At 72.5% G+C, this 24,557-nt stretch carries 19 protein-coding genes and 1 pseudogene; 5 read left to right on the top strand and 15 right to left on the bottom strand.

Going from position 1 to position 24,557, the window contains the following annotated elements; all coding sequences use genetic code 11:
• Positions 1-207: 207 nt before the first annotated feature.
• From H1226_RS05740 to H1226_RS05730, 3 genes are all read left to right on the top strand, one after another.
• Positions 208-2,508 carry an ArnT family glycosyltransferase gene (locus H1226_RS05740; protein ID WP_258347684.1) on the top strand — a complete coding sequence of 767 codons (2,301 nt, stop codon included), beginning with the start codon at positions 208-210 and terminating at the stop codon, positions 2,506-2,508.
• Between the two features lie 23 nt (positions 2,509-2,531).
• Positions 2,532-3,935, top strand: coding sequence for a glycoside hydrolase family 27 protein (locus tag H1226_RS05735; protein ID WP_258347682.1), 1,404 nt, complete (start codon positions 2,532-2,534; stop codon positions 3,933-3,935).
• Positions 3,936-4,128: 193 nt separating this feature from the next.
• Complete coding sequence (locus tag H1226_RS05730) at positions 4,129-4,836, top strand: GAF and ANTAR domain-containing protein (RefSeq protein ID WP_258347680.1); 708 nt, start codon at positions 4,129-4,131, stop codon at positions 4,834-4,836.
• 235 nt (positions 4,837-5,071) lie between these two features.
• On the opposite strand, the gene H1226_RS05725 is transcribed toward H1226_RS05730, so the two are convergent.
• The 8 genes from H1226_RS05725 to H1226_RS05690 form a co-directional block, all read right to left on the bottom strand.
• Complete coding sequence (locus H1226_RS05725; protein ID WP_258347678.1) at positions 5,072-7,831, bottom strand: MinD/ParA family ATP-binding protein; 2,760 nt, start codon at positions 7,829-7,831, stop codon at positions 5,072-5,074.
• A 13-nt stretch (positions 7,832-7,844) separates the two neighbouring features.
• Positions 7,845-8,261, bottom strand: a complete 417-nt coding sequence (locus H1226_RS05720; RefSeq protein WP_258347676.1) for a hypothetical protein — start codon at positions 8,259-8,261, stop codon at positions 7,845-7,847.
• 68 nt (positions 8,262-8,329) lie between these two features.
• Positions 8,330-9,244, bottom strand: coding sequence for a bifunctional DNA-formamidopyrimidine glycosylase/DNA-(apurinic or apyrimidinic site) lyase (mutM, locus tag H1226_RS05715; RefSeq protein ID WP_258347675.1), 915 nt, complete (start codon positions 9,242-9,244; stop codon positions 8,330-8,332).
• Between the two features lie 171 nt (positions 9,245-9,415).
• Positions 9,416-10,240, bottom strand: coding sequence for a ribonuclease III (rnc, locus tag H1226_RS05710; RefSeq protein WP_373690016.1), 825 nt, complete (start codon positions 10,238-10,240; stop codon positions 9,416-9,418).
• Between the two features lie 17 nt (positions 10,241-10,257).
• The gene (rpmF, locus tag H1226_RS05705) at positions 10,258-10,440 is read right to left on the bottom strand and encodes a 50S ribosomal protein L32 (protein ID WP_184481814.1); all 183 of its coding nucleotides are present in this window, start codon (positions 10,438-10,440) and stop codon (positions 10,258-10,260) included.
• 2 nt (positions 10,441-10,442) lie between these two features.
• Complete coding sequence (locus H1226_RS05700) at positions 10,443-11,021, bottom strand: YceD family protein (protein ID WP_224959210.1); 579 nt, start codon at positions 11,019-11,021, stop codon at positions 10,443-10,445.
• Positions 11,022-11,371: 350 nt separating this feature from the next.
• Complete coding sequence (locus H1226_RS05695) at positions 11,372-12,109, bottom strand: DivIVA domain-containing protein (protein ID WP_224959223.1); 738 nt, start codon at positions 12,107-12,109, stop codon at positions 11,372-11,374.
• A 208-nt stretch (positions 12,110-12,317) separates the two neighbouring features.
• Positions 12,318-12,752 carry a ribonuclease domain-containing protein gene (locus tag H1226_RS05690; protein WP_258347672.1) on the bottom strand — a complete coding sequence of 145 codons (435 nt, stop codon included), beginning with the start codon at positions 12,750-12,752 and terminating at the stop codon, positions 12,318-12,320.
• Between the two features lie 101 nt (positions 12,753-12,853).
• Here H1226_RS05690 and H1226_RS05685 point away from each other — a divergent pair, with 101 nt between their 5' ends.
• Complete coding sequence (locus H1226_RS05685) at positions 12,854-13,309, top strand: GNAT family N-acetyltransferase (protein ID WP_258347670.1); 456 nt, start codon at positions 12,854-12,856, stop codon at positions 13,307-13,309.
• Between the two features lie 3 nt (positions 13,310-13,312).
• Here the strand turns inward: H1226_RS05685 and coaD are convergent, their stop codons facing one another.
• The 7 genes and pseudogenes from coaD to H1226_RS05650 form a co-directional block, all read right to left on the bottom strand.
• Positions 13,313-13,807 carry a pantetheine-phosphate adenylyltransferase gene (gene coaD, locus H1226_RS05680; RefSeq protein ID WP_225043632.1) on the bottom strand — a complete coding sequence of 165 codons (495 nt, stop codon included), beginning with the start codon at positions 13,805-13,807 and terminating at the stop codon, positions 13,313-13,315.
• Positions 13,808-14,058: 251 nt separating this feature from the next.
• Positions 14,059-14,601 (bottom strand): annotated as a pseudogene (gene rsmD / locus H1226_RS05675) (16S rRNA (guanine(966)-N(2))-methyltransferase RsmD); the annotation flags it as partial.
• A gap of 100 nt (positions 14,602-14,701) precedes the next feature.
• A complete protein-coding gene (locus tag H1226_RS05670; RefSeq protein ID WP_258349349.1) occupies positions 14,702-15,157 on the bottom strand; it encodes a L,D-transpeptidase in 456 nt (151 codons plus the stop codon).
• A gap of 209 nt (positions 15,158-15,366) precedes the next feature.
• A complete protein-coding gene (locus H1226_RS05665) occupies positions 15,367-16,167 on the bottom strand; it encodes an SAM-dependent methyltransferase (RefSeq protein WP_258347667.1) in 801 nt (266 codons plus the stop codon).
• Between the two features lie 188 nt (positions 16,168-16,355).
• Positions 16,356-19,733, bottom strand: coding sequence for a pyruvate carboxylase (locus H1226_RS05660; protein ID WP_258347665.1), 3,378 nt, complete (start codon positions 19,731-19,733; stop codon positions 16,356-16,358).
• Between the two features lie 261 nt (positions 19,734-19,994).
• Positions 19,995-22,226: an ATP-dependent DNA helicase RecG gene (gene recG, locus H1226_RS05655; RefSeq protein WP_225043630.1), complete on the bottom strand. Its 2,232-nt coding sequence runs from the start codon at positions 22,224-22,226 to the stop codon at positions 19,995-19,997.
• Between the two features lie 153 nt (positions 22,227-22,379).
• On the bottom strand, positions 22,380-23,951 hold the full coding sequence (locus H1226_RS05650; protein WP_258347663.1) for a DAK2 domain-containing protein: 1,572 nt from the start codon (positions 23,949-23,951) through the stop codon (positions 22,380-22,382).
• A 410-nt stretch (positions 23,952-24,361) separates the two neighbouring features.
• Here H1226_RS05650 and rpmB point away from each other — a divergent pair, with 410 nt between their 5' ends.
• A complete protein-coding gene (gene rpmB / locus H1226_RS05645) occupies positions 24,362-24,553 on the top strand; it encodes a 50S ribosomal protein L28 (protein ID WP_224959228.1) in 192 nt (63 codons plus the stop codon).
• Positions 24,554-24,557: the final 4 nt, after the last annotated feature.

Raw genomic sequence — 24,557 nt, 5'->3', positions numbered from 1 at the left:
AAGCACCGCCGGGTTGTCCAGGGCCTAGGCGCTGGGTGGGAGTTCGCTGGGAATCCGGGCCCGTCGCGCGCACCCGCGCACCGCTCGGGGTGCCGGGTGCTGCGCGAACGGGCGCCGGACCGGCTGGAGTGCTCGCACCGGACGTCCAGCCGATTCCCAGCTTCGCCGTCCACCGTCGGGGCCGACGGCGAGCGGAGGAGTGACGCGGTGGAGCAGGAACGGTCCCGGGCGGCCCGGTGGGTGCTGGGCAGGAGGACGGACCCGGCGTGGGCGCGGCCGGCGCTGATCGCGGTGCTGGCGGTCTCGGCGGTGCTCGACACCTGGGCGCTGTCGATCAACGAGTGGGCGAACACGTACTACTCGGCGACGGTGCTGGGCATGACGCAGAGCTGGAAGGCGTTCTTCTACGGCTCGCTGGACGCGGCCTCGTTCATCACCGTGGACAAGCCGCCGCTGGCGCTGCAGGTGCAGGCCCTGTCGGCGCGGGCGTTCGGCTTCAACACGTGGAGCCTGCTGGTGCCGCAGGCCGTGTGCGCCGTCCTCACCGTCGCCGTGGTGCACCACCTGGTGCGGCGCTCCTTCGGGCACGCCGCGGGCCTGCTGGCGGCGCTGGTGCTGGCGGTGACGCCGATCGCGGTGGCGATGGCGCGGCACAACAACCCGGACGGGCTGCTGGTGCTGCTGACCGCGCTCGCGATCTGGGGCGCGTCTGACGCGATCCGCTCCGGGAAGCTCGCGCCGCTGGTGTGGAGCGCGGTGGCGATCGGCCTCGCGTTCAACGTCAAGATGCTGCAGGCGTACTTCGTGGTCCCGGTGATCGCGGTGGTGTACCTGGTGGCGGCCCGGCCGCGGTGGCCGCGGAAGCTGCTCAACCTCGGCGTCGCCGGGCTGGTGCTGGCCGGGGTGAGCGCCTCGTGGCTGGTCGCGGTGGACGCGGTGCCCGCCGCCTCGCGGCCCTACGTCGGCGGCAGCACGGACAACACGGTGCTGGACCTGCTGCTCGGCTACAACGGGCTCGGGCGGGTGTTCGGGCAGAACCACATCATGTCGCCCGGGATGACCGGCGGCGGAGGTGGCGGCGGGATGCCGGGCGGGATGCCGCCCGGCGGTGGCGGCCCCGGCGGCATGGGCGGTCCCGGCGGGATGGGCGGTCCCGGCGGGATGGGCGGCGGTCCCGGCGGGGGCGACGAGGGCCTCACCCGGTTGATCAGCGACCAGGTGGCCGGCCAGATCTCCTGGCTGTTCCCGCTGGCGCTGTGCGGTGCGATCGCCGCGCTGGTGTACCTGCGGCGGCGGCCCGCGCACAGCGCGCAGCGCGCGGATCTCCTGCTGTGGTTGGGAACCCTGCTGGTGACCGCGGCGGTGTTCACCTTCGCCTCCGGCATCTGGCACCCGTACTACTCGGTGGCGCTGGCGGCACCGCTCGCGGCCGTGGCGGGCATCGGCGTGGTGTGCATGGTGCGGCTGTTCCGGGTCTCGGCCGGGTGGGGCGCGCTGCTTCCGCTGTCGATCGCGGCGACCGGGGCGTGGGCGTGCGCGGTGCTGGACCCCGACTGGATCGGCTGGCTGCCGCCGCTGATCGCGGTGCTCACCGCGGTGTCGGTGCTGGTGCTGGTAGCGCTGCTCGCCGTCCCCCGGCAGCGGCGGATGCGGGCGAAGCTGGCGCTGGCGGCCTTGCTGGCCGGGCTGGTCGCGGTGCTGTCCGGGCCGACGGCCTACGCGCTGACCCCGCTGAGCACGCCGATCCAGGCGACGTTCCCGTCCGCCGGACCGGCCACCCAGGGCGGGCCGGGCGGTGGTCCCGGCGGTGGTGGTCCAGGCCGGGGCCAGCGCGGTCCCGGCCAGGACGGGCGCGGTGGACCGGGCGCCGACGGGCGGAGCCCGGACGGCCGGGGCGCGGACGGGCAGGACTCCAGCGGCCAGGACTCGGCCGACCCGAACGCGGACGGCACGAGCTCGGACGGCCGGAACCCGAACGGGCAGAACGCGGACGGTCGGAACGGTGACGGGCAGGGCGCCCGGACGCCCGGCGACGGCCGCCGCGGCGGTCCCGGTGGCCAGAGCTCCGAGGTGAGCGACGAGGTGGTCCGCTACCTCACCGACCACCACCAGGGCGAGACCTGGCTGGTCGCCGTCGTCGGTGCCATGGTGGCCGCGCCGATCATCCTGGACACCGGCGAGCCCGTGATGGCCGTCGGCGGCTACAACGGCAACGACCCGGCCCCCACCGTCGACCGGCTGCGGACCTACGTCGAGGAAGGACGGCTGCGCTACGTGTGGACCAACGGCAGCTCCGGGGTGCGGAGCACGGGCGAGGACGTCGACACCCGCGTCGTCGACGAGTCGATGGCCTGGGTCGCCGCGCACTGCACCGCCGTCGACCCGGCCGACTACGGCGGCACGGCCGCGACGACCGGCTCTGGCACGACGACCGGCTCCGGCACGACGACCGGCACCGGCGGGGAGGACGCCCCGACCCGGCTCTACGACTGCGCGAACCGGCACTGATGCCGAGGGGAACCGCTCGCCGGATGCCGAGCATCGCGCTCGCCCTGCTGGCCGTGCTCGCGCTGGCGGGCACCAGCGCCCCACCCCGGGACACCGCCGCGGCGGCACCACTTCCGGTGCCGCCCGCGGCCACCCCGCCGATGGGCTGGAACAGCTGGAACACCTTCGGCTGCGACATCGACGAGGCGAAGATCCGCGGCGTCGCGGACGCGATGGTGGCGTCGGGGATGCGCGACGCGGGCTACCGCTACGTCGTGGTGGACGACTGCTGGTACGAGCCGGAACGCGACGCCGCCGGGAACCTGCGGGCCGACCGCACCCGCTTCCCCGGCGGCATGGCGGCGCTCGGCGAGTACCTGCACTCGCGGGGCCTGCTGTTCGGGATCTACGCGTCGCCGAACGTGCGGACCTGCGCGCAGCGCACCGGCGCCTACCCGGGTGCGACCGGCAGCGGCGACCGGGAGGTGCAGGACGCCCGGACCTTCGCGTCCTGGGGCGTGGACTACCTCAAGTACGACTGGTGCTCCGGCGGCGGTTCCACCCGCAACGTGCGCGTCGCGTTCACCGCGATGCGCGACGCGCTCGCCACCACCGGCAGGCCGATCGTCTACAGCACCAACCCGAACAGCAACTTCCCCGGCGAGCCGGGGGAATCGGAGGACTGGTGCGGGGTCGCGCACCTGGCGCGCACCACCGAGGACATCCAGCCGGTGTGGGATTCCGGGCACCGCAACGAACATCCGATGGGCGTGCGGAACATCATCGACGTCCACAGTGGACTGTCAGATCGAGTGCGCCCGGGCTGCTGGAACGACCCGGACATGCTGGAGGTCGGCGTGCACGGCGTGAACGGCTACGCCGGGCTCACCCCCGACGAGGAGCGCACCCACCTGAGCATGTGGGCCATGTTCGCCGCCCCGCTCATCGCGGGCAACGATCCCCGCACGATGTCCGAGGCGGACCGCGCGCTGCTCACCGATCCCGAACTGCTCGCCGTGGACCAGGAACCGCTGGGCGCGGCCGCGCACCGGGTTCGCGGCGGTGACCACCAGGTGTGGGTGAAGCCGCTGCTCGACGGCACCGCCATCGCCCTCCACAACCAGGCCGACACCCCGACCCGCATCACCACCGGCCCCGCCGAACTGGGCCTCCCCGCCGGAGCGCGCCTCGCCCGGAACCTGACCGACGGCACCACCGGCCCGCTCACCGCCGACGTCCCCGCCCACGGCACCGTGCTGCTCCGCATCGACCACCTCAGCCGACGCGGTGCGCACCGCAGACCCGGCACACCATCCGGTCACCCGCGTCGGAGCGAAGACCCGCGCCCGGGTGCGTGGTCAAGGCGTGGTGCCCGCAGACCCCGCACGCCGCCGAAGGCGGGTCGAACGCGCCGAGGGGACCGAGCTCCGCGGCGCCGGGGCCGATGAGCCGGGAACGTTCGTGCAGGGCGATGAGCAGCTCCCTCGGACGAGGCGACGACGTCGCCGGTGCGGATTCCGGAGGCTGCTGCTCAACCACCCCGCACAACGCCCACCCCGCCCGCGGCATTCCCGCGCGGGTGTCAGCGGCTTCCAGAACGGGTACCGACCGAGGGAATCGCCCGCCGACCGGGAGGTGACCGTGTCCAACGGCTCCGAGGAGCTGGCGATCGCGTTGGCGACCATGTCGCGGGACCTGCTCTCGCAGCGCAGCGTGCAGCTCACCTTGGACCGCATCTGCGAGCACGCGGTGCGGCTGGTCGACGGCTGCGAGCACGCCGGGATCCTGACCCTGCACGGCGCGGGACGCGGGCGGCGGGTCGAGACCCTGTCGGTCACCCACGAGCTGGTCACCCGTTCCGACCAGATCCAGGTCGACCTCGGCGAAGGCCCGTGCCTGGACGCCGCGCAACACCGCGAGCAGGCGTACCGCATCAGCGACATGACCAGCACCCCGCACTGGCCGCGCTACGCGGCGAAGGCCCGCGACCTGGGCATCGGCAGCATGATGGGCTTCCTGCTCTACACCGAGGAGGACGAGCTCGGCGCGCTGAACCTCTACTCCGCGCGGCCCGCCGCCTTCACCGAACACTCCGAGCTGATCGGCTGGATCATGGCCTCGCACGCCGCGGTCGCCTTCTCCTCGGCCCGCGTCGACTCCCAGCTGCACGCCGCGGTCGCCACCCGGCAGCTCATCGGGGAGGCGATCGGCATCGTCATGGAGCGCTACAAGATCTCCGAGGACCAGGCCTTCGACGTGCTGCGGACCAGTTCGCAGCACGGCAACGTCAAGCTCCGGGACGTCGCCGAGCAGGTCACCAGCACCGGCGAGATCCCCGGCGCCCGCTAGCCCGACCGGCGTGATTCGCACGGCGCGGGCACGGGTAGCCGACGCCCGGGTCAGGAGACACCGCTCGAGCGTGGCACTGGTCCAGGGCCCCTCGGTTCATCGCAGCAGCCGGGGGCCCGCCCGCGTCACCGGTGCGCGTTGCGGGGTTCCGGTTGGCACACCGGGCAGCTGTAGGACGACCGGTTCATGAACGCGTCCCGCCGCACCACCGCACCGCAGCCAGTGATCGCGCGTCTCACTGCTGCCGCAGCACCGGGGCACGACGACGGCTCACGAATCCCAGTGCGTGGCGGTAGATCTCGGCCACGAAGTAGAGGCCTCCCGTTCCGTGGTCGAGCACTCCCGACTTGACGAGGAAGTCGGCGTCACTCGTCGACAATCCCACCTTTTCCAGATCAAACGGGACGACGACCGGAGCGACGTTCTGCAATCTCGTGAGAAGACCGCCGACAGCGGGATTCTCCTGCTTTATGTCACCGATCTTGTTCTGGCTGCATTCGAGCAAGGCCTTGCGCATCGCGCCCGGAGCCAGGACACGGTCGGTCCAGGGCTGACGGTCGGTCCCGGACTGATGGAGCGACTTCTCCGCCGCCTCGGCCAGGAACACCACGACGTCGCGGGCCTGCACCTGCTCGTTGAAATCGCCGAGCGCCGCCGGAACCCACAGATGAGAACGGGCCTCCTTCGACTTCTCCGTTCCCATCTTCCAGCCCCACAGGGGGATCAGCTGTTTAATCACCTCATCGGCGGACAGCGCGATGATCTCCGCCTCCGGCATAGGTCTTGGCAGTGCACCGGCGTGGCCGGCGACCCACAGCGCGAGCCGGAGCGCCTCCTCCCGGTTCCATTCCAGGGCGTAGCGGGCGTAGCGCCCCAATAGCTGGCCGCTGTTCTGCGGCACCGACAAGGTGACCAGATCCTGCCGCACGAAGACGACCAGTCCGAATGGACGCCCGCGCAGCGACCTCAACCAGGCGAGCACATCGGTGAGCAGGACGCGCAGCGCTACCTTCTGCTTCTCGTCGTCGAGGTCCTGGAAGAGATCCTCCAGCCCGTCGATCAGGAAGACCGCGTGCGACCTCGCGCCGAGCTCGGTCAGCAGCTGCTGCGGGTCACGATCCGGGTCCGACACCCCCGCCGCCGCGGCGAGGGTCCGCAGCCAGACATCGCGCCAACCGAGCTCATCATCCGAGTCGAGGTCACGCTTGGCGCGCGTGATCCGGTCCCGGATCTCAAGACCGCTCTCGGCCCCGCCCACCGAACCGTTCGCCATCGTGAATTCGTCCCGGAGCTGCTGCGGTGTGAGCCCTTGGGAGTCGAGGTTCGTCGACTCCAGCACCGGCACGATCGCCGAGGCGAGCTGCACCCCGTCGACTCCGGACCTCTCCGCGAACCGGTCCCAGCTCCGAGCCACGCACGCCTTCGCGTGCAGGAACGTCTTGCCCGCACCCTTGGCCCCCGCGACGACGACCAGCGGGGCCTCGGTCCGGTGATCGCCGAGCAGGTGGCGCAGCGGTTCGGTGACGAGGAACTCGCTCGTCGAAGAGAAACTGTCCTGCTCCGCGAACTTGAGGCGCTTCGCCGTGGTCATGAGCTGTCGGCGGAGCTCGTCGTAATCGATGGCATCGTCCTCCGGCTTGGTGGACAGAACCACCGGTGTGTGCACGGGCACGATCGGTTCGAGGACCTCCGGCAACCCGCACCTCGCCAGCAGGCGCACGACCGAGTCCCATGCTCCGGGGAGCGCCAGCAGCTCCTCCCGGAACGGGCTCAGCACCGGGCGGGACAGCACGTCGGCGTCAGTCGCCTCCGTGTCATCTCCGTCAGCATCGGTCTTCTCCGTGGCATCTTCGCCCGGAATCCGCAGCAGCGCGGAGAGCGCATCGGCGAACTCGGCGCGCACCCGTTCCGCGTGGTCCCCGTGCGCGTCCTGGCGGTACTGAGTGATGATCACGGAAGCCGCCGGGTCGGTGCCGTGGACCGCAGGAGCACGCCTGCTGAGCTGCCGCAACATCCGGTGCGTTCCCGCGATCGACTGGTGGCTCAGCGTCGTCACGAAGATCCGCTGCACCCGAGGGTCCAGCAGCACCGGAGCGGACAGCTCCGAGGCCCCGGCCCTGAGGTCGATCACGACGGTGTCGGCACCGACTTCCGCAGCGAGCTCGGCGATGGCCTCGGTCAGGAAGTACGGCGACCGGCCGGGGATCAGCAAGTCCACCGGCTCGATGCGCGGCGGTCCGAGCCGCGTACCACGGCTGGCGGGAACGACGGTGAGGCTACCGCCGTTCACGTGGCTGACCACGCGCTGGTTCGGGAGGTACGCCGCCGCGATCTCCACCGCCTCGCGCGAGCCGCCGTCCTCCGCCCCTTGCAGCAGAGCCAGCAGGTCCTCGTAACCGAAGTCCAGCTGAGCTCCCTGTTCGCGGTGCATCCAGGTGATCCCCGGCGCCTCCAGATCTGCGTCGACGAGCAGCACCTTCCCACCGCTGCGCGCGATCGCGTCGGCGATGGCCACGGCGTGCACCGTGCGCCCTACGCCACCCTTGAACGAGTGCAGCGCCACGAGTTGCACGTCCGACGCGAACTGGGCCTTCTCCGGGCGGACGAGCGGTTCGGCGAGTTCCTTCGTGACGTGGCGATCCCGCAGCACCGGCCGCGTCGATCGCCGCGACGGATCATCCGCGCTCGCTTCGGTGAGCATGATCGGGGTGCCTTTGATCTCGCTCGCCCGGGGATCATCCAGCCTCAGCACCAGCTCGTCGTCCTGGTAGCTGGTCGATCCCGCACCGAACGCCTCGTCGAACCACCGCTCGACCTGACCTACCCCCGTGCCCGGCGTGACGACCACGTCGATCCCGTCCCACCAGCCGTCGACGGCGAGCAGCCAATCGGGCCAGCGTCCCGCGAGCGCCAGCGAGGCGAGGTGATCGTCGACATCGACCCAGGTGAACAGGTGCTCCGGCGGCGCAAGGCCTTCGTCCGGCATCCCACTCATCGCGCGCTCCTCCTCAACGGCCCTGCTCGCACCAGGCGATCAAGTTCCGCAACGCCTTCTCGGCCCGCTTCTCATCATCGCGCACCAGCTTCGCCCCGTAGCGCCACGCTTGGTGCAGGTCCTTCAACGCGACCGGTTCCTTCTCCTGCTGCACTCTTCGCGCGCGCAGGGTGCCCAGGTCCCTCAGCACCACAGGGGGTAATCCCAGTCGCTTCGCCAGCTCGCGCAGATCGTGATCCTTCGGAACGTCCGTCGTGTCGGGTTGCCCGCCACGGTCCAGCAGACGTTCCTTCAGACCGCACTCCGCCCCGTAGAAGAGCAGCAGGTGCCACGTCTCGGGATCGTCGCAGGAGCGCTCCACGCGATCCGCTGTCTCCCGGAAGTTCCTCATCCGCGCGCGGAGCGCGCGCCTGCCGACGATCACCGTCATGACCACGGAGTGTGCCAGCAGTCACCGACAAAGCGTGACGATTCGCTGCTTTCCGTCGCCGAACCGCGTCACCGGTGCGCGTTGCGGGGTTCCGGTTGGCACACCGGGCAGGTGTAGGACGAGCGGTTCATGAACGCGTCCCGCCGCACCACCGCACCGCAGCGCGGGCAGGGCCGGTCGGCTTGGCCGTAGACGGCGAGCGACCGGTCGAAGTAGCCGGACTCGCCGTTGACGTTGACGTACAACGCGTCGAAGGAGGTCCCGCCCACCTGCAGCGCCTCCCCGATCACCTCGGTGACGGCGGCGAGCAGGGCCCGCACCTCCGGCCGGGTCAGGGTGGCGGTCGGCCGCGCCCAGTGCAGCTTCGCCCGCCACAGCGCCTCGTCGGCGTAGATGTTGCCGACGCCGGAGACCAGGCTCTGGTCCAGCAGCGCCCGCTTCACCCCGGTGCGCCGCGACCGCAGCTTCGCCACCACCGCGTCGACGTCGAACGCCTCCTCCAGCGGGTCCGGCGCGATGTGCGCCACCGGCGTCGGCAGCAGCACGCCGCCGACCTCCACCTGGTCGGCCAGGGCCAGGCCGCCGAACGTGCGCTGGTCCACGAACCGCAGCTCGGGACCGCCGTCGGCGAACGCGAACCGCACCCGCAGGTGCTTCTCGTCCGCGGTCCCCACCGGTTGCACCAGCAGCTGCCCGCTCATCCCCAGGTGGGTCAGCAGGGCCTCGCCGGGCGCGTCCGCGGTGCCGACGAACTCGGTGGCCTGCGGCGCCGCGTCCTCGTCCAGCACCAGCCACAGGTACTTGCCGCGCCGCCGCACGCCGTTGACGGTGCGCCCGGCCAGCCGGGCGGCGAAGTCCTCCGGCCCGGGGACGTGCCTGCGCACCGCGCGCGGGTGCAGAACGTCCACCGCGGACACGGTCCGTCCGGTCACGTGCTCGGCGACGCCGCGCCGCACCACCTCGACCTCGGGCAACTCGGGCACGCGCCCACCTTTCGGCACCACCGGGGAACGCCGCGTGACGGCGGCGGAACGTCGGTGCGCGCGCCGCGGCGCGCGCGAAAAAAGCCGGTCGAGCAGAGGATCCCGCGGCGGCCGGAGCCGCCGGAGGTTCCACCGCTCGACCGGCAGTGCACTCGCTCTAACGCAGGACGATCACGCCGGATCGCCGTCGCGGGCCGAACCGCCGGGGGCGCTCGCGGCGGACTCGTCCGTCCCGCCGGTTCCCTCCCCGGCCTGGTCGGCCTCGTCCTGAGCGTTCTGCTCCCGCTCGGACAACGAGCGCCACGCCGCCTCGGCGGCCTTCTGCTCGGCTTCCTTCTTGGTCCGGCCGTCACCCTCGCCGAGGGTGTCGCCCGCCACGGACACGAACGCGCTGAACTCCTTGCGGTGATCAGGGCCGCGTTCCTGCACCCGGTACTCCGGTACGCCCCGGCCGGTGGCCGCGGTGAGCTCCTGCAGGCTCGTCTTCCAGTCCAACCCGGCACCGCGCTGCGGCGCCTCGGTCAGCAACGAGCCGAACAGGCGGTAGATCAGGTCCCTGGCGACCTCGATGCCGTTCTCCAGGTACACCGCGCCGAGCACCGCTTCCAGGCTGTCCGCCAGGATGCTCGCCTTGTCCCGACCGCCGGTGAGCTCCTCACCGCGGCCGAGCAGCAGGTACCTGCCGAGCCCGCCCTCACCGAGGGTCCGGGCCACGCCGGCCAGCGCGTGCATGTTCACCAAGCTCGCGCGCAACTTCGCCAGCTGCCCTTCCGGCAGGTCCGGGTGCTCCCGGTACAGCCGGTCGGTGATCACCAGGCCCAGCACGGAGTCGCCGAGGAACTCGAGCCGCTCGTTCGGCGGCAGACCACCGTTCTCGTACGCGTAGGAGCGGTGCGTCAGGGCGAGAGTGAGCAGCTCGGCGTCGAGTTCGACGCCGAGCGCTGACAGCAACGGGGCCCGGTCCGCAACGCGGTTCCGGGACTGCTTTCCCCCCACTCCGCGATCCGCGCGCGTCAGGCGGGCTGGACGACCTGGCGGCCGTCGTACTGGCCGCAGGCCGGGCAGACGACGTGCGGCAGCTTCTGCTCCCGGCAGGCCCGGTTCGAGCACTGCACCAGGGTCGGCGCGGTGGCCTTCCACTGGGACCGGCGGTGCCGGGTGTTGGAGCGGGACATCTTGCGCTTGGGGACGGCCACGACTAGTTCTCCTCTTCGTTCCCGCCGAACCGCTCACGCAGCGCGGCCCAGCGAGGGTCCATCGTCTCATGGGTGTGATCGGAGCCGAGTTCGGCCCACTTCACCCCGCACCCGGTGCACAGACCTTCGCAGTCCTCGCTGCACACCGGGGACGTGGGCATCGTCAGCAGCATCGCGTCCCGCACCGCGGGCTCCAGGTCGATCAGCTCGTCGACGACGCGGCTGACCTCGTCCTCGTCGGTGGTCGCCTCGGTGGTGCTGTCCGGGTAGGCGTACAGCTCGCGCAGCTCGATCTCGATCTCCTCGGAGAACTGGTCGAGGCAGCGCGCGCACTCACCGGTGAACTCCGCCGTGGCGGTGCCCGAGATCAGCACCCCTTCCACCACCGACTCCGCCAGCACGTCGAGCTGGACGGGGTCGCCTTCCGGCACCCCGATCATGTCCAGGCCGAAACCGGCGGGCGCGGGGGCGCTGCGGCTGAAGCTGCGGCTGCTGCCCGCGCGGTGGCCGAGCTCGCGGGTGTCGATCACCCACGGGCCGACCTGCGGGGCGGCACTTGCTGCATCACGGTTCTGGGACATCACGAATCTCGTCGAAGCGAAGGGGCGGGTCAAGGTGCCAGCCGACGGCTGAACGACCGCGTCTGGTCGGTGCTGCCGGGCCAGGTGCGGTTCCGCGATGGCACGAGCGGCCGGAACCGCTCAGCGCGCGGAGCTCCGGCCGGTACCGGGCGCCGGACCCGGGTCCACGGCCCGCGCCCGCGGAGCGTGGAGGCTCCGGAATGCGGGATCGACGAGCGTCGAGTGGAACCGGCCAAGCGACCGGAGCACATCCGGACGGACCTCGCACGGCCATCGCGTTCAGGGTACGCCACGGCCGCGACCACCCGGAATCACCCCGGTCGCACGCGCGGGCCGGTGGATCCGCCGGGTCAGTTCTCCTCGTAGGCGGGCGCGCCGTGCCGGGTCTCCTCGTAGTCGAACGGGACGCCGACCGGGCTGCGCAGCTGCTGGCGGCCCTTGCCCACGGTGCGCAGCGTGCGGCTGAGCAGGTCCTCGAAGTCGGCGAGCCGCGCGTCCACGTAGGCGTCGCACTCGCTGCGCAGCCGCTCCGCGTCCTCCTGAGCGGCTTCGGTGATGCGCCGCGCCTCGGCGTGCGCGGCCTGCGCGACCTCGGTGTCGGCGACCAACCGGGCCTGCTCGGAGCGGCCTTCGTGCACGGACTGGTCGTAGGCGGCCCGGCCGGCCTGCACCATGCGGTCGGCCTCGGACTGGGCGCGGCCCACGTAGTCCTCGTACTCGCGGCGGCCCGCGGTCACCGACTCCTCGGCGTGGGCGCGGGCGTCGGCGATGAGCTGGTCGGCCTGCTCCTGGGCGTCGGCGACGAGCTGCTCGGCCTCGGCGCGCGCGGAGGACAGGGTGCGGTCCGCTTCGGACCGGGCGTCCCCTATCGCCTTCCCGGACTGCGCCTCCGCCTTGGACACCACGTCGTCGCGGTGGTCGAGCACGTCCTGGGCGTCGTCGAGCTCCTGCGGGAGCGCGTCCCGCACGTCGTCGAGCAGCTCCAGCACGTCGCCGCGGGGAACGACGCAGCCCGAGGTCATCGGTACCCCGCGCGCCTCCTCCACGATCGTGACGAGCTCGTCCAACGCCTCGAAAACCCGGTACACCTCGATCTCCCTGCCGTCGTAGCCGCCCGGAGCGGCAAGCATGACACCAGACCCCGGCCCCGGGGATCACGGGTCGGCCGATCACCAGTGTGCCGCCGAGGCTCGCCCGAAGTGGGGAACCTCGCCGCGCGTGTCCCGTTTCACGCCGCCCGGACGCGAACGGGCCGCCCGCCCCGGAGGACGAGCGGCCCGCGCGGCGGCCGGGAGGTCAGCCGTTGACGTCGGTGATGGAGAAGCTCTCGTAGTGGTCGTCGGTGTAGAAGAACTCACCGTTCTCCCCGACGACGAACCGGCGCGCGCCGCGGTCGTCGCTGCCGGGCGTCTCGACGGTGTACTCCTTGTAGTAGCCGCTCGCGCAGTCCGGGAGGATGCCCTCGCGGTTGCTGAACGTGCCGCCGTCCTGCGGGTACGGGTACGGGCCACCGGCCTTGATCAGGTCGACGGTCTCGGCGGCCTCGGCGGGCAGCGCGGACAGCTGCACCGACTCGAACCCGGAGGTGTCGCCGCACTCGGCCGCGGCGACCTGGTGGGTCTGGGGGCCGACCGGGTCGGCGGACAGCGCGGTCACCGAGACGCCGAACAGGCCCGCGACGGCGAGCACACCGGCCAGCAGGATGTTCATGGCTTTCGACGAGATCTTCATGCCCGGACGCTAACCCGCGGCCATGATCAGCTGGTGGCTTGTCGTGAACACGAAGCCGGGTGGACGCACAGTTCACCCGCACGTGGTCCTACGGTCGGACCATGACACTGCCCGTTCTCCGCAGCGCCGCCGAAGCCGACCTGGCCGCGATCGTGGACCTGCTCGCCGACGATCCGCTGGGGCGGCTGCGGGAGAAGCCCGGCGATCCGGCGTACGCGGCGGCGTTCGCGGCGATCGACGCCGACCCGAACCAGCTGCTCGCCGTCGCCGACCGGAACGGCGAGATCGTGGGCACGCTGCAGCTCACGTTCATCCCGGGCCTCTCGCACGCGGGCGCCACCCGGGCGCAGCTGGAGGCGGTGCGGGTGCGGGAGGACGAGCGCGGGAACGGGCTCGGCGGGGAGATGGTGCGCTGGGCGGTGGCGCAGGCGCGCGGGCGGGGCGCCCGGATCCTGCAGCTCACCAGCAACAACTCGCGGGAGCGGGCGCACCGGTTCTACGAGCGGCTGGGCTTCGAGCGCAGCCACGTGGGAATGAAGCTCGACCTCACCGGGTGAGCGTCAGGTGTGCTCGGCGTTGCGCTCGGCGACGCGGTCCACCAGCCGCTGCTCGATCTTCGGCGGGACCAGGCTCGCCACGTCGCCGCCGTAGGTCGCGACCTCCTTGACCAGCGAGCTGGCCAGGAAGCTGTAGAGCGGGTTCGTCGACATGAACAGGGTCTCCACCCCGGACAGCCGCTGGTTCATCTGCGCCATCTGCAGCTCGTAGTCGAAGTCGCTGACCGCGCGCAGGCCCTTGACGATCGCCGAGATCTCGTTCTCCCGGCAGTAGTCCACCAGCAGGCCGTGCCAGGAGTCGATCCGCACGTTCGGCCACGGCTCGGTGACCTCGCGGAGCATGTCCAGCCGCTCCTCCACGGTGAACAGGCTGCGCTTGCTCTTGTTCACCAAGACCGCGACGACCACCTCGTCGAACAGGCCCGCGGACCGCTCGATGATGTCGAGATGGCCGTTGGTGGCCGGGTCGTAGGAGCCAGGACACACGGCACGTCTCATGAGGCCGGACGTTAGCACCGGGCCGCGGCCCGCTCAGGCCGGACGTGGCACGGGTCACCGCTCGATCGGACGCGCCCGATCCGGGCTGCTGCTCGGCCTTCCGGGACAGCCCGGCCGTCCTACTGGGACCCGCGGTCCGCCGGGAAAGCCCGCTCGTCCGCCGGAAAGCTCTGCTCGTCCGCCGGGAAAGCCCGCTGCTCCTCCGGGACAGCCCGCTCGTCCGCCGGGAAGGCCCGCTCGTCCTCCAGGAAGGCCCAGTGCACCGCGGTGTCGCCGTAGCGGCGGCTGCGGTCGGCGACCAGCGGGGCCGGCCAGGCCGGATCGCCGCTGCGGGTGGACTGCTCCAGCACGACGAGCCCGCCGGGCGCGGTCCAGCCCCCGGTGGCCAGCGCGGCCAGCACCTGGGCCAGCCGGGCCGGGTCGAGGTCGTAGGGCGGGTCGGCCAGCACCACGTCGTAGGGCTCGCCGGGCGGGGTGGCCAGCGCGGTCTCCGCCTTGGCCTGCTCGACGACGACCTGCCGGAAGCCGAGGGCCGCGGCGTTGCGCCGGATGATCTGCGCGGCGCGGCGGTCCGCTTCGACGAACGTGGCGTGCGCGGCACCGCGGGAGAGCGCTTCGAACCCGAGCGCCCCGGAACCGCCGTAGAGGTCCAGCACCCGCGCCCCGTCGAGGTCCACGGCCGCTTCGAGCGCGCTGAACACGGCCTCGCGGACCCGGTCCGAGGTGGGCCTGGTCCCGCGCGGTGGCACGTCGATCCGCCTGCCGCCCGCACTCCCCGCCACGATCCGAGTCACCGGCCCATCTTCGCACCGCCGGGGACGGCGCCCGTGCGGGCCTCCGGACGCGAAGCGGGGCGGCACCCGCGCGGATGCCGCCCCTGCTCGTGCTGCTGGATCACTGCACGACCTGGACCTCGTCACCGGGGTTGAGGGTGTCGAAGAACTCCTTGGCCGCCGTGGTGGACAGGTGCACGCACCCGTTCGACTCCTGTTCGAGGCTGCCCTCGTGGAAGGCGACCCCGGTCGTGGTGAAGAACACCGAGTTCGGCATCGGCGCGTTGTCGAACTCGCTGCTGCGGTGGTCGGCGTCCTTCCACTGCACCCGGAAGGTCCCGACGGGGGTCTCCGAGCCGGCCTTCCCGGAGGTCAGCGGCACCGGCCCGTAGAAGCCCTGGCCGTTCTCCTGCAGCCACGCCTGCTTCGACGACAGGTCCACGCAGGCCTTCGCCGTCGCCTGGCAGGGCGTCACGTCCCCGGCGTCCGCGTAGGCGGCGGTGCCGGTGAGGGCCGCCCCGGCGACCAGGGCGGCCACGGTGGCCGTCCGACCGAGGCGCTTGTTCACGTTGCGCATGGGCTTCACGTCCCTTCCTGCTTCCGCAGTTCACACCACCGTGCCACAGGCACAGGGGTTCGAACACACTGCGGTCGCCGGAATGCGCTTTCATACCACCACTTTCACCACATCGGCCCCGGAACTCCCGCGCGGCAAGGGATATTTCGGACTTCGGGGACGTGTTGTCCTTGCCGCGCAAGGACTTCCGATCACGCGGCGTGGCCCCGTCAGCGCCGCGGGGTGGCGACGGCCGCGTAGCAGGCGGCTGCGGAGGGGACGTGGTCCGGGGCGAGCGGGCCGTCCGGGTGCCAGTTCGCGGGGTGGACCAGGCCCGGTTCGACGAACTCGAAGTCCGCCAGCAGCGCGGTGATCTCCTCCTTGGAACGCAGCACCAGCCGTTCCGAGCCGCCGGCGTTGAACGTCTCCGCGGTGCGGTGCACCTCGGGGTGGTCGTCCGCGGTCATGTGCGAGAACACCAGGAAGGAGCCGGGCCGCATCGCCTTCCGGTAGGCGGCCAGCGCGCTCGCCGGATCGTCCTCGTCGGTGAGGTAGTGCGTCATCGCGACCATGAGCACCGCCACCGGTTCCGCGAAGTCCAGCAGCCGCAACGCCTCCGGGTGGCCGAGGATCGTCTCCGGCTCGCGCATGTCGGCGTGCAGCACCGTGGTGCGCGGGTCCCCGGCGAGCAGCGCGCGGCTGGCGGCGACGGCCACCGGATCGAGGTCCACGTAGACCACGCGCGCCGCCGGATCGCCCTGCTGCGCGATCTCGTGCACGTTGCCGACGGTCGGCATCCCGGAACCGAGGTCGAGGAACTGGCGGATCCCGGCCCGCCGGCAGTACCGCACGGCGCGGGCCAGGAACGCGCGGTTGTCGAGGGCGGGCTGCGGCGTGGCGGGGAAGATCTCCTTGATCGCGTCGAGGACCTTGCGGTCGACCTCGAAGTTGTGCGACCCGCCGAGGCCGTAGTCGTAGATCCGGGCCGCGCTGGCCTTGCTGATGTCGGCGCCTCTGGGCAGCTCCCGCACGGTTCCTCCGTCGCTCGTGCCCCGGGTGCTGCTCCGCACCCGCGCCGCGGTCCCGGAACCCGCCGGAACGCGCGGTGCGGTCACGGTACTCGCCCGATCCCGCAGCGCAGGCCGCTGCCGCCGTGCCACGCCGAACGCAGCGGTGGCGCGGGTGCGACCGCACCCGCGCCACCGGAGTCCGAACGGGACTACCCGATCTCGGCGATCAGGTCGCCGCCCTCCACCTGCTGCACCCGGCCGATGGCGAGCCGCTTGACCTGGCCGGCCTGCGGCGCGGTGATCGCGGCCTCCATCTTCATCGCCTCGATCGTCGCGATGGTCTGCCCGGCGGCGACCTCGTCGCCTTCGGCGACGGCGAGCGTGACCACACCGGCGAACGGGGCGGGCACGTGGCCGGGGTTGCCGCGGTCGGCCTTCTCCGCCACCGGCAGGTCGGTGGCCACCGAGCGGTCCCGCACCTGGATGGGCCGCAGCTGACCGTTCAGGATCGCCATCACGGTGCGGATGCCGCGCTCGTCGGCCTCGCTGATGGCCTCCAGCCCGATGAGCAGCCGCACGCCCGGGTCGAGGTCGACGGAGTACTCCTCGCCGGGCCGCAGCCCGTAGAAGAAGTCCTTGCTGCGCAGCAGCGACGTGTCCCCGTATGCCTCGCGGTGCTCGGTGAACTCCTTGGTGGGCTTGGCGAACAGCAGCCGGTTGAGCGTGCCGCGGCGGTCGTCCGCCAGCCCGGTCCGGTCCTCCGCGGTGAGCTCGGCGAGCTTCCGGCCACCGGTGCGCCCTTCCAGCGCCCGGGTGCGGAACGGCTCCGGCCAGCCCGCGGGCGGCTCGCCCAGTTCGCCCTGCAGGAAGCCGATGACGGAGTCCGGGATGTCGAACTTGCGCGGCTCCGCCTCGAAGTCGGCGGGGTCGACGCCCGCACCGACCAGGTGCAGCGCGAGGTCGCCGACGACCTTCGAGGACGGGGTGACCTTCACGAGCCTGCCGAGGATGCGGTCGGCGGCCTCGTACATGGCCTCGATCTCCTCGAACTTGTCGCCGAGGCCGAGCGCGACGGCCTGGGTGCGCAGGTTCGACAGCTGCCCGCCGGGGATCTCGTGCCGGTACACGCGGCCGGTGGGCGCGGCCAGGCCGGCCTCGAACGGCTGGTAGATCTTGCGCACCGACTCCCAGTACGGCTCCAGGTCGCACACCGAGCGCAGGTCCAGCCCGGTGGCCCGGTCCGTGTGGTCGGTCGCCGCGACGACCGAGGACAGCGCGGGCTGCGAGGTGGTGCCGGCCAGCGAGGCCGTCGCCCCGTCGACCGCGTCCACCCCGGACTGCACGGCCGCCAGGTAGGTGGCCAGCTGCCCGCCCGGCGTGTCGTGGGTGTGCAGGTGCACGGGCAGGTCGAACTCGCGGCGCAGCGCGGTGACGAGCTCGGCGGCGGCGGGTGCGCGCAGCAGCCCGGCCATGTCCTTGATCGCCAGCACGTGCGCCCCGGCCTCGACGATCCGCTCGGCCAGCCGCAGGTAGTAGTCCAGCGTGTAGACCTGCTCCGCCGGGTCCAGCAGGTCACCGGTGTAGCAGAGCGCCACCTCGGCGACGGACCTGCCGGTGTCCCGGACGGCCTGGATGGCGGGGCGCATCTGCTCGACGTCGTTGAGCGCGTCGAAGATGCGGAAGATGTCGATGCCGGTGTCGGTGGCCTCCTGCACGAAGTGCTCGGTCACCTCCGTCGGGTAGGGCGTGTACCCGACGGTGTTGCGCCCGCGCAGCAGCATCTGCAGGCAGATGTTCGGCACCGCTTCGCGCAGCTTCGCCAGCCGCTCCCACGGGTCCTCGGCGAGGAACCGCAGCGCCACGTCGTAGGTGGCGCCGCCCCAGCACTCCAGGGACAGCAGCTCCGGCGTCATCCGCGCCACGTGCGGCGCGACGGCCAGCAGGTCCTTGCTGCGCACCCGGGTCGCCAGCAGCGACTGGTGGGCGTCGCGGAAGGTGGTGTCGGTGACGCCGACGGCGTCGGACTCCCGCAGCCAGCGGGCGAAGCCCTCCGGGCCGAGTTCGGTGAGGCGCTGCTTGGAGCCGTCCCGCGGCGGGGCGCTCAGGTCGGCCTCGGGCAGCTTGAGCACCGGGTCCGCGGCGGTGGGGCGCGGCCCGTTCGGCTGGTTCACCGTCACGTCGGCCAGGTAGTTCAGCAGCCGGGTCCCGCGGTCGGCGGAGTGCCGCGCGGTCAGCAGGTGCGGGCGCTCCTCGATGAACGAGGTGGTGACCCGGCCGCCCGCGAAGTCGTCGTCCTCCAGGACCGCCTGCAGGAACGGGATGTTCGTGGCCACGCCGCGGATCCGGAACTCGGCGAGGGCGCGCCGGGCGCGGGCCACCGCGGTCCCGAAGTCCCGGCCGCGGCAGGACAGCTTCACCAGCATCGAGTCGAAGTGCGGGCTGATGCTGGTGCCCGCGAACGCGGTGCCGCCGTCGAGCCGGATGCCCGCGCCGCCCGGCGAGCGGTAAGCGCTGATCATGCCGGTGTCCGGCCGGAATCCGTTGGTGGGGTCCTCGGTGGTGATGCGGCACTGCAGCGCGGCGCCGCGCAACCGGACCGAGTCCTGCGTCATGCCCAGGTCGGCCAGCGTCTCGCCCGCGGCGATGCGGATCTGGGACTGCACGAGGTCGGCGTCGGTGACCTCTTCGGTGACGGTGTGCTCGACCTGGATGCGCGGGTTCATCTCGATGAACACGTGCCTGCCCTGCTCGTCGACGAGGAACTCGACGGTGCCCGCGTTCACGTACCCGATCTTGCGGGCGAAGGCGACGGCGTCGGCGCAGATGCGTTCGCGGAGCTCGGGGTCGAGGTTCGGGGCGGGCGCGATCTCGATGACCTTCTGGTGCCGCCGCTGCACCGAGCAGTCCCGCTCGAACAGGTGGATCACTTCGCCGGTCGCGTCGGCGAGGATCTGCACCTCGATGTGCCGCGGGTTCACCACGGCCTGCTCCAGGAACACCGTGGGGTCGCCGAAGGCGGATTCGGCTTCCCGCATCGCGGCTTCCAGGGCTTCGCGGAGCCCGCCGAGCTCGGCGACGCGGCGCATCCCGCGGCCGCCACCGCCCGCGACGGCCTTCACGAACACGGGGAACGGGATCGTCTCCCCCACCGACATGAGCTCGTCGATGTCCGCCGACGGCGCGGAGGAGTCGAGCACGGGTACGCCCGCTTCGCGGGCGGCGGCCACGGCGGTGGCCTTGTTCCCGGCCATTTCGAGGATCTCGTGGCTCGGCCCGACGAACGTGATGCCCGCGTCGTGGCAGGCCTTCGCCAGGTCCGGGTTCTCGGAGAGGAACCCGTAACCGGGGTAGATGGCGTCGGCGCCCGCGGTCTGCGCCGCCTTGATGACCTCCTCCACCGAGAGGTAGGCGCGCACCGGGTGGCCCGGTTCGCCGATCTCGTAGGACTCGTCGGCTTTCAAGCGGTGCAGCGAGTTGCGGTCTTCGTGCGGGAACACCGCGACGGTGCCCGCGCCGAGCTCGTAGCCCGCGCGGAAGGCTCGGATCGCGATTTCGCCACGGTTGGCGACGAGGACCTTGCGAAACATGCCGGCTACCTCCTGGACAGGTGTCGGACGGTCCCGAAACGGTACCGCGAAAATTCCGCCTGACGAGAGAATCATGGGGTGACCCACGTCATCCGACCGTAATGACCTGCGAGGACACCGAAGGTGCACAAGACCTGCGGAATAGAAATTTCGTCGTTCTTCCTGATCCGGCAAGATCGGGGACTTGATCCGCCGCTCCCGCCGGGCCACCCCGCCGCACCATCGGACCACCCCGCGGCCGGCAGCACCGGGTGGCGCAGGTCAGCTCTTCTCCAGGTACCCGGCGCGACCCTCGTCCACGACCTCGCCGACCATCCGCGCCAGACCCGGGTGCGCGCGCAGCGACGGGTCCTCGGCGACGTAGCGCTGCGCGGCATCCCTCGCTTCGGCGATGACGTCCTCGTCCCGCAGCAGCGACAACATCTTCAGCCCCGAACGGCGACCGGACTGGGCGGCACCGAGCACATCACCCTCGCGGCGCAGCTCCAAGTCCAACCGGGCCAGCTCGAAACCGTCCGTGGTGGACGCGACCGCGTCCAGCCGGTCCCGCGTGGAGGTGCCCGCCATCGCCTCGCTCACCAGCAGGCACAGGCCGGGGGCCGAGCCGCGGCCGACGCGCCCGCGCAGCTGGTGCAGCTGGCTGACCCCGAACCGGTCCGCGTCCATGATCACCATGACGGTCGCGTTCGGCACGTTCACCCCGACCTCGACGACGGTGGTGGCGACCAGGACGTCCAGCTCGCCCGCGGCGAACGCCCGCATCACCGCGTCCTTGTCGTCGGCGGCGAGCCTGCCGTGCAGCACGCCCAGCCGCAGCCCGGACAGCGGCCCGCCGCTCAACCGCTCGGCCACGTCGAGCACCGCCAGCGGCGGGCGGCGCTCGTCGGTGCCCGCGCCCGCGTCCTCGGGTTCTTCCACGCCGTCGTCGGTGCTCGGCTTCTTCTTCCCCTTCTTCGGCGGGTTCTGCTCGTCGTCGCCGATGCGCGGGCACACCACGTACACCTGGTGCCCGGCGGCGACCTCCTCCCGGATCCGCTGCCACGCCCGGTCCAGCCACGCCGGTTTCTCCGCCACCGGGACCACGCTGGTGCTGATCGGCGAGCGGCCGCTGGGCAGTTCGCGCAGCGCGGAGGTCTCCAGGTCGCCGTACACGGTCATCGCGACGGTCCGCGGGATCGGCGTCGCGGTCATCACCAGCACGTGCGGCGCGGATTCGGAGCCGCCGCGGGCGCGCAGCGCGTCCCGCTGCTCCACGCCGAAGCGGTGCTGCTCGTCGACCACGACGAGCCCGAGGTCGGCGAAGGACACCCGGTCCTGGATCAGCGCGTGCGTGCCGACGACGATGCCCGCCTCCCCGGACGCGGCCTCCAGCAGCGCCTTCTTCCGCGCGGCGGCGGGCAGCGAACCGGTGAGCAGGGTGATGCGGGTGGCCCGCTCGGGCGCGCCGAGCTCCCCGGCGGTGCTCAGGTCGCCGAGCAGTTCCGCGAGCGACCGGGCGTGCTGGGCGGCGAGCACTTCGGTGGGCGCGAGCATCGCGGCCTGCCGTCCGGCGTCGACGACCTGCAGCATGCCGCGCAACGCGACGACGGTCTTGCCGGAGCCCACTTCCCCCTGCACCAGCCGGTTCATCGGTTGCTCGGCGGCGAGGTCGGCGGCGATCTCGGTGCCGATCTCGGCCTGCCCGGCGGTCAGCTGGAACGGGAGCCTGCCGTCGAAGTCGGCGAGCAGCCCGTCCTCGCGCCGCGGGCACGCCGGGGCCGGGTTCTCGTGCGCCGATTCGCGCAGCCGCGCCAGCACCAGCTGCACCGCCAGCGCCTCGTCCCACTTGAGCCGGTTCTGCGCGGCGGCGACCTCCGCGTGGTCCTTCGGCCGGTGGATCTTGCGCAGCGCGGTCTCCAGCCCCAGCAGGCGGTGCTCGGCGCGCAGCTCCGCAGGCAGCGGATCGTCCGCGCCGTCCCAGGTGTCGAGCACCTGGCGCACGCAGCGGGCGATGGACCAGGACGGGAGCCCCTGCGCGGACGGGTAGACGGGGATCAGCGCGCCCGCGAACTCCTCCACCGCCGAACCGGCCCGCTCCGGGTCGTCCGAGTCGAACAGCTGGTACTCGGGGTGGGAGAGCTGGAACGAGCCGCGGTAGGCGGTGACCTTGCCCGCGAACATGCCCTGCCGCCCCGGCAGCAGTTCCCGCTCCCGCCACGCCTGGTTGAAGAACGTGCAGGTCAGCGAGCGGTGTCCGTCGGTGATGCGGGCTTCCACGATGGTGCCGCGGCGGGAACGCATGCTGCGCTTGGAGACGCGGTCCACCTTCGCCAGCACCGTCACGTGCTCGTCGAGCTCCAGCCCGGCGATCGCGGTCAGCTCACCGCGCTCGGCGTAGCGGCGCGGGTAGTGCCGCAGCAGATCGCCCACAGTGGACAGACCGAGCGAGGATTCCAGCGCCTCCCCGGTCTTCGCGCCCAGCACCCGGTCGAGCCCCGTCTCCGAAGTGGTCATGCCGCCCTGCCCGTGTCGCCCGTGCCCCGCCGTACCCGCTCCGAAGTTATCGGACGGGGGCGTCAGGAGGGCGGACCGGTGCGCCGAGCGACCACCGCGTCGCACCGCGTCGGCTGCCCGTTTTCCCGCCGCGGCGCGGAGAACTCCGCCCGGCTACTCCACGCCCAGCAGCAGCGCGGCGGGCAGCGCGCCCGCCGGGTAGCAGGCGCACTCCACCTCGGGGCGGTGCCGGGCGAGGTGCTCGACGATCCGGTCGGCCGCCGCCGCGGGCGCCCGATCGCCCACCAGCACCGTCACCAGCTCGCCGCCCGCGGTCAGCATGCGGTCCACCAGATCCCGCGCCACCGCGGGGAAATCGCGGCCCACCAGCACGACCTCGCCGTCCACCAGGCCCAGCACGTCACCGGGCGCGCAGCGGCCCGCCCAGGTCAGCGCTTCCGACTCGGCGATGCGCAGTTCCCCGCGCCGGGTCGCGGCCGCGGCCTCCGCCATCACCACCGCGTCGTCGGCGCTGCGGCGGGCCGGGTCGTGCACGGCCAGCGCGGCGAGGCCCTGCACCGGGGACGCGGTCGGCACCACCACGACGTCCCGGCCGTCGCGCACGGCGCGCTTCGCGGCCAGCTCGGCCCGCTCGCCCAGCCCCTCCTCGTTGGGCAGCAGCACCACGTGCGCGGCGCGGGTCCGCTCGATCGCCGCGACCAGGTCGGACACCTGCGGGTCCGCGTCCCCCAGCGGCAGCACCTCGGCCCCTTCCGCGCGGAACAGCTCGGCGAGCGCGTCCCCCGCCACGCAGGCGAGCACCGCCTGCCCCACCGGGTGGGCGACCGCCTGGTCGGCGAAGCGCTGCACCCGGATCCGGCTGGGCCTGCCGGTCTCGATGCCCGCCTCGATCGCACCGCCGATGTCGTCGCAGTGCACGTGCACCGCCCACGCGCCCGCACCGTCCCCGACCACGGACACGCAGTCGCCGAGCTCGGCGAGCGCGGTGCGCAGCCGGTCGACCCCGTCCGGTTCGGCCCCGGCCAGCAGGTACATCACCTCGTACGCGTAGCCGCCCTGCTCGGTGGGGACGGTGACGTCCCCCGCCGGCGGATCCGGGGCGAGGCGGGCCCCGTCGTGCACCACCGCGTGCAGCGCGTCCAGCAGCACCACCAGCCCGCGCCCACCCGCGTCGACCACCCCGGCGGCGGCCAGCGCGGGCAGCTGGCCGGGGGTCCGCGCCAGCGCCTCGATCGCCGCCGCGGTCGCGGCGCGCACGACCTCGCCCAGCTCGTCGCCCGCGTCGCCGGTCCCCTCGGCTGCGGCGCGCAACACCGAGAGCATGGTGCCGTCCACCGGTTCCGCGATCGCCTCCGCGGCGAGCGCGGACGCCTGGTGCAGCGCGGCGCGCAGCGCGGCACCGTCCATCGAGGTCGCCGCGCGCAGCTGCTCGGCCACGCCCCGCAGGACCTGCGAGAGCAGCATCCCGGAGTTGCCGCGCGCCCCCGAGACCGCGCCCGCGGCCAGCGCGCCCAGCACGTCGCCCAGCACGTCCGGAGCGCCTTCGACCACCGCCAGCGCCGAGCTCATGGTGTGCAGCAGGTTCGTCCCGGTGTCGCCGTCGGCCACCGGGTACACGTTGATCCGGTCCAGCGCCGCCCGGTCCCGCTCCAGCGCGGCCACCGATTCCCGCGCCCAGCTCCGGGCCGCCTCCGCGCCGAACTCCGGCGCCTTCGGACTTCCCACCACATCGCGAAGCCTAGGCCAACGGTCCCGCGCGGGGCCCGCGCCCGACGCGCGGTGCCGGGACCGCCCGCGGCCGCCGAGCCCCCGTCGCGGCCGGGCGCGCGCACCCCTGGCTGCGCCGCATGTCAGGGGCCGCCGGAGCCGTTCGGGCCGTGGGGTAGGCTTACCGGGTCCCGGGTGGCGATGACCCAGGGCACCCGTAAGGCATGCAGGTCCGAACCGGCTCCGCGCCGGGAGGAGATCGCCGGTTCCTGGCGAGCAGCAAGCCCAGCGGTACGTGGTCCGGTCCGCTCAGCGGGCGGGATCCCCAAGCGGGCAGCGCTCGCGTGGACTCATCGCCGCAACCGAACTCAGGCTTCCCCGCCGCGGGCGTGGGAGGACGTCGAACGCAAAGTTAAGGGGTGTCTGACGTGGCTGCCGTCTGCGACGTCTGCAGTAAGGGTCCGGGCTTCGGTAACTCGGTCTCGCACTCCCACCGGAAGACCCGTCGCCGGTGGAACCCGAACATCCAGACCGTGCACGCCAAGTTCGGTCTGTCGCAGCGCAAGCGCATGAACGTGTGCACCTCCTGCCTGAAGGCGGGCAAGGTCACGCGCGGCTGAGCGC

Source organism: Saccharopolyspora gregorii (assembly GCF_024734405.1).
Taxonomy (GTDB): Bacteria; Actinomycetota; Actinomycetes; order Mycobacteriales; family Pseudonocardiaceae; genus Saccharopolyspora_C; species Saccharopolyspora_C gregorii.
This window is presented reverse-complemented; position numbering and strand designations above follow the sequence as displayed.

What these genes read in the sequence shown, in the direction of transcription:
- H1226_RS05735 (WP_258347682.1), top strand. Translation starts at nt 2,532, where the DNA reads ATGCCGAGCATCGCGCTCGCCCTGCTGGCCGTGCTCGCGCTGGCGGGC.
- H1226_RS05725 (WP_258347678.1), bottom strand. Translation starts at nt 7,831, where the DNA reads ATGAGTGGGATGCCGGACGAAGGCCTTGCGCCGCCGGAGCACCTGTTC.
- H1226_RS05720 (WP_258347676.1), bottom strand. Translation starts at nt 8,261, where the DNA reads ATGACGGTGATCGTCGGCAGGCGCGCGCTCCGCGCGCGGATGAGGAAC.
- H1226_RS05700 (WP_224959210.1), bottom strand. Translation starts at nt 11,021, where the DNA reads ATGTCCCAGAACCGTGATGCAGCAAGTGCCGCCCCGCAGGTCGGCCCG.
- H1226_RS05690 (WP_258347672.1), bottom strand. Translation starts at nt 12,752, where the DNA reads ATGAAGATCTCGTCGAAAGCCATGAACATCCTGCTGGCCGGTGTGCTC.
- H1226_RS05685 (WP_258347670.1), top strand. Translation starts at nt 12,854, where the DNA reads ATGACACTGCCCGTTCTCCGCAGCGCCGCCGAAGCCGACCTGGCCGCG.
- coaD (WP_225043632.1), bottom strand. Translation starts at nt 13,807, where the DNA reads ATGAGACGTGCCGTGTGTCCTGGCTCCTACGACCCGGCCACCAACGGC.
- H1226_RS05670 (WP_258349349.1), bottom strand. Translation starts at nt 15,157, where the DNA reads ATGCGCAACGTGAACAAGCGCCTCGGTCGGACGGCCACCGTGGCCGCC.
- H1226_RS05660 (WP_258347665.1), bottom strand. Translation starts at nt 19,733, where the DNA reads ATGTTTCGCAAGGTCCTCGTCGCCAACCGTGGCGAAATCGCGATCCGA.
- recG (WP_225043630.1), bottom strand. Translation starts at nt 22,226, where the DNA reads ATGACCACTTCGGAGACGGGGCTCGACCGGGTGCTGGGCGCGAAGACC.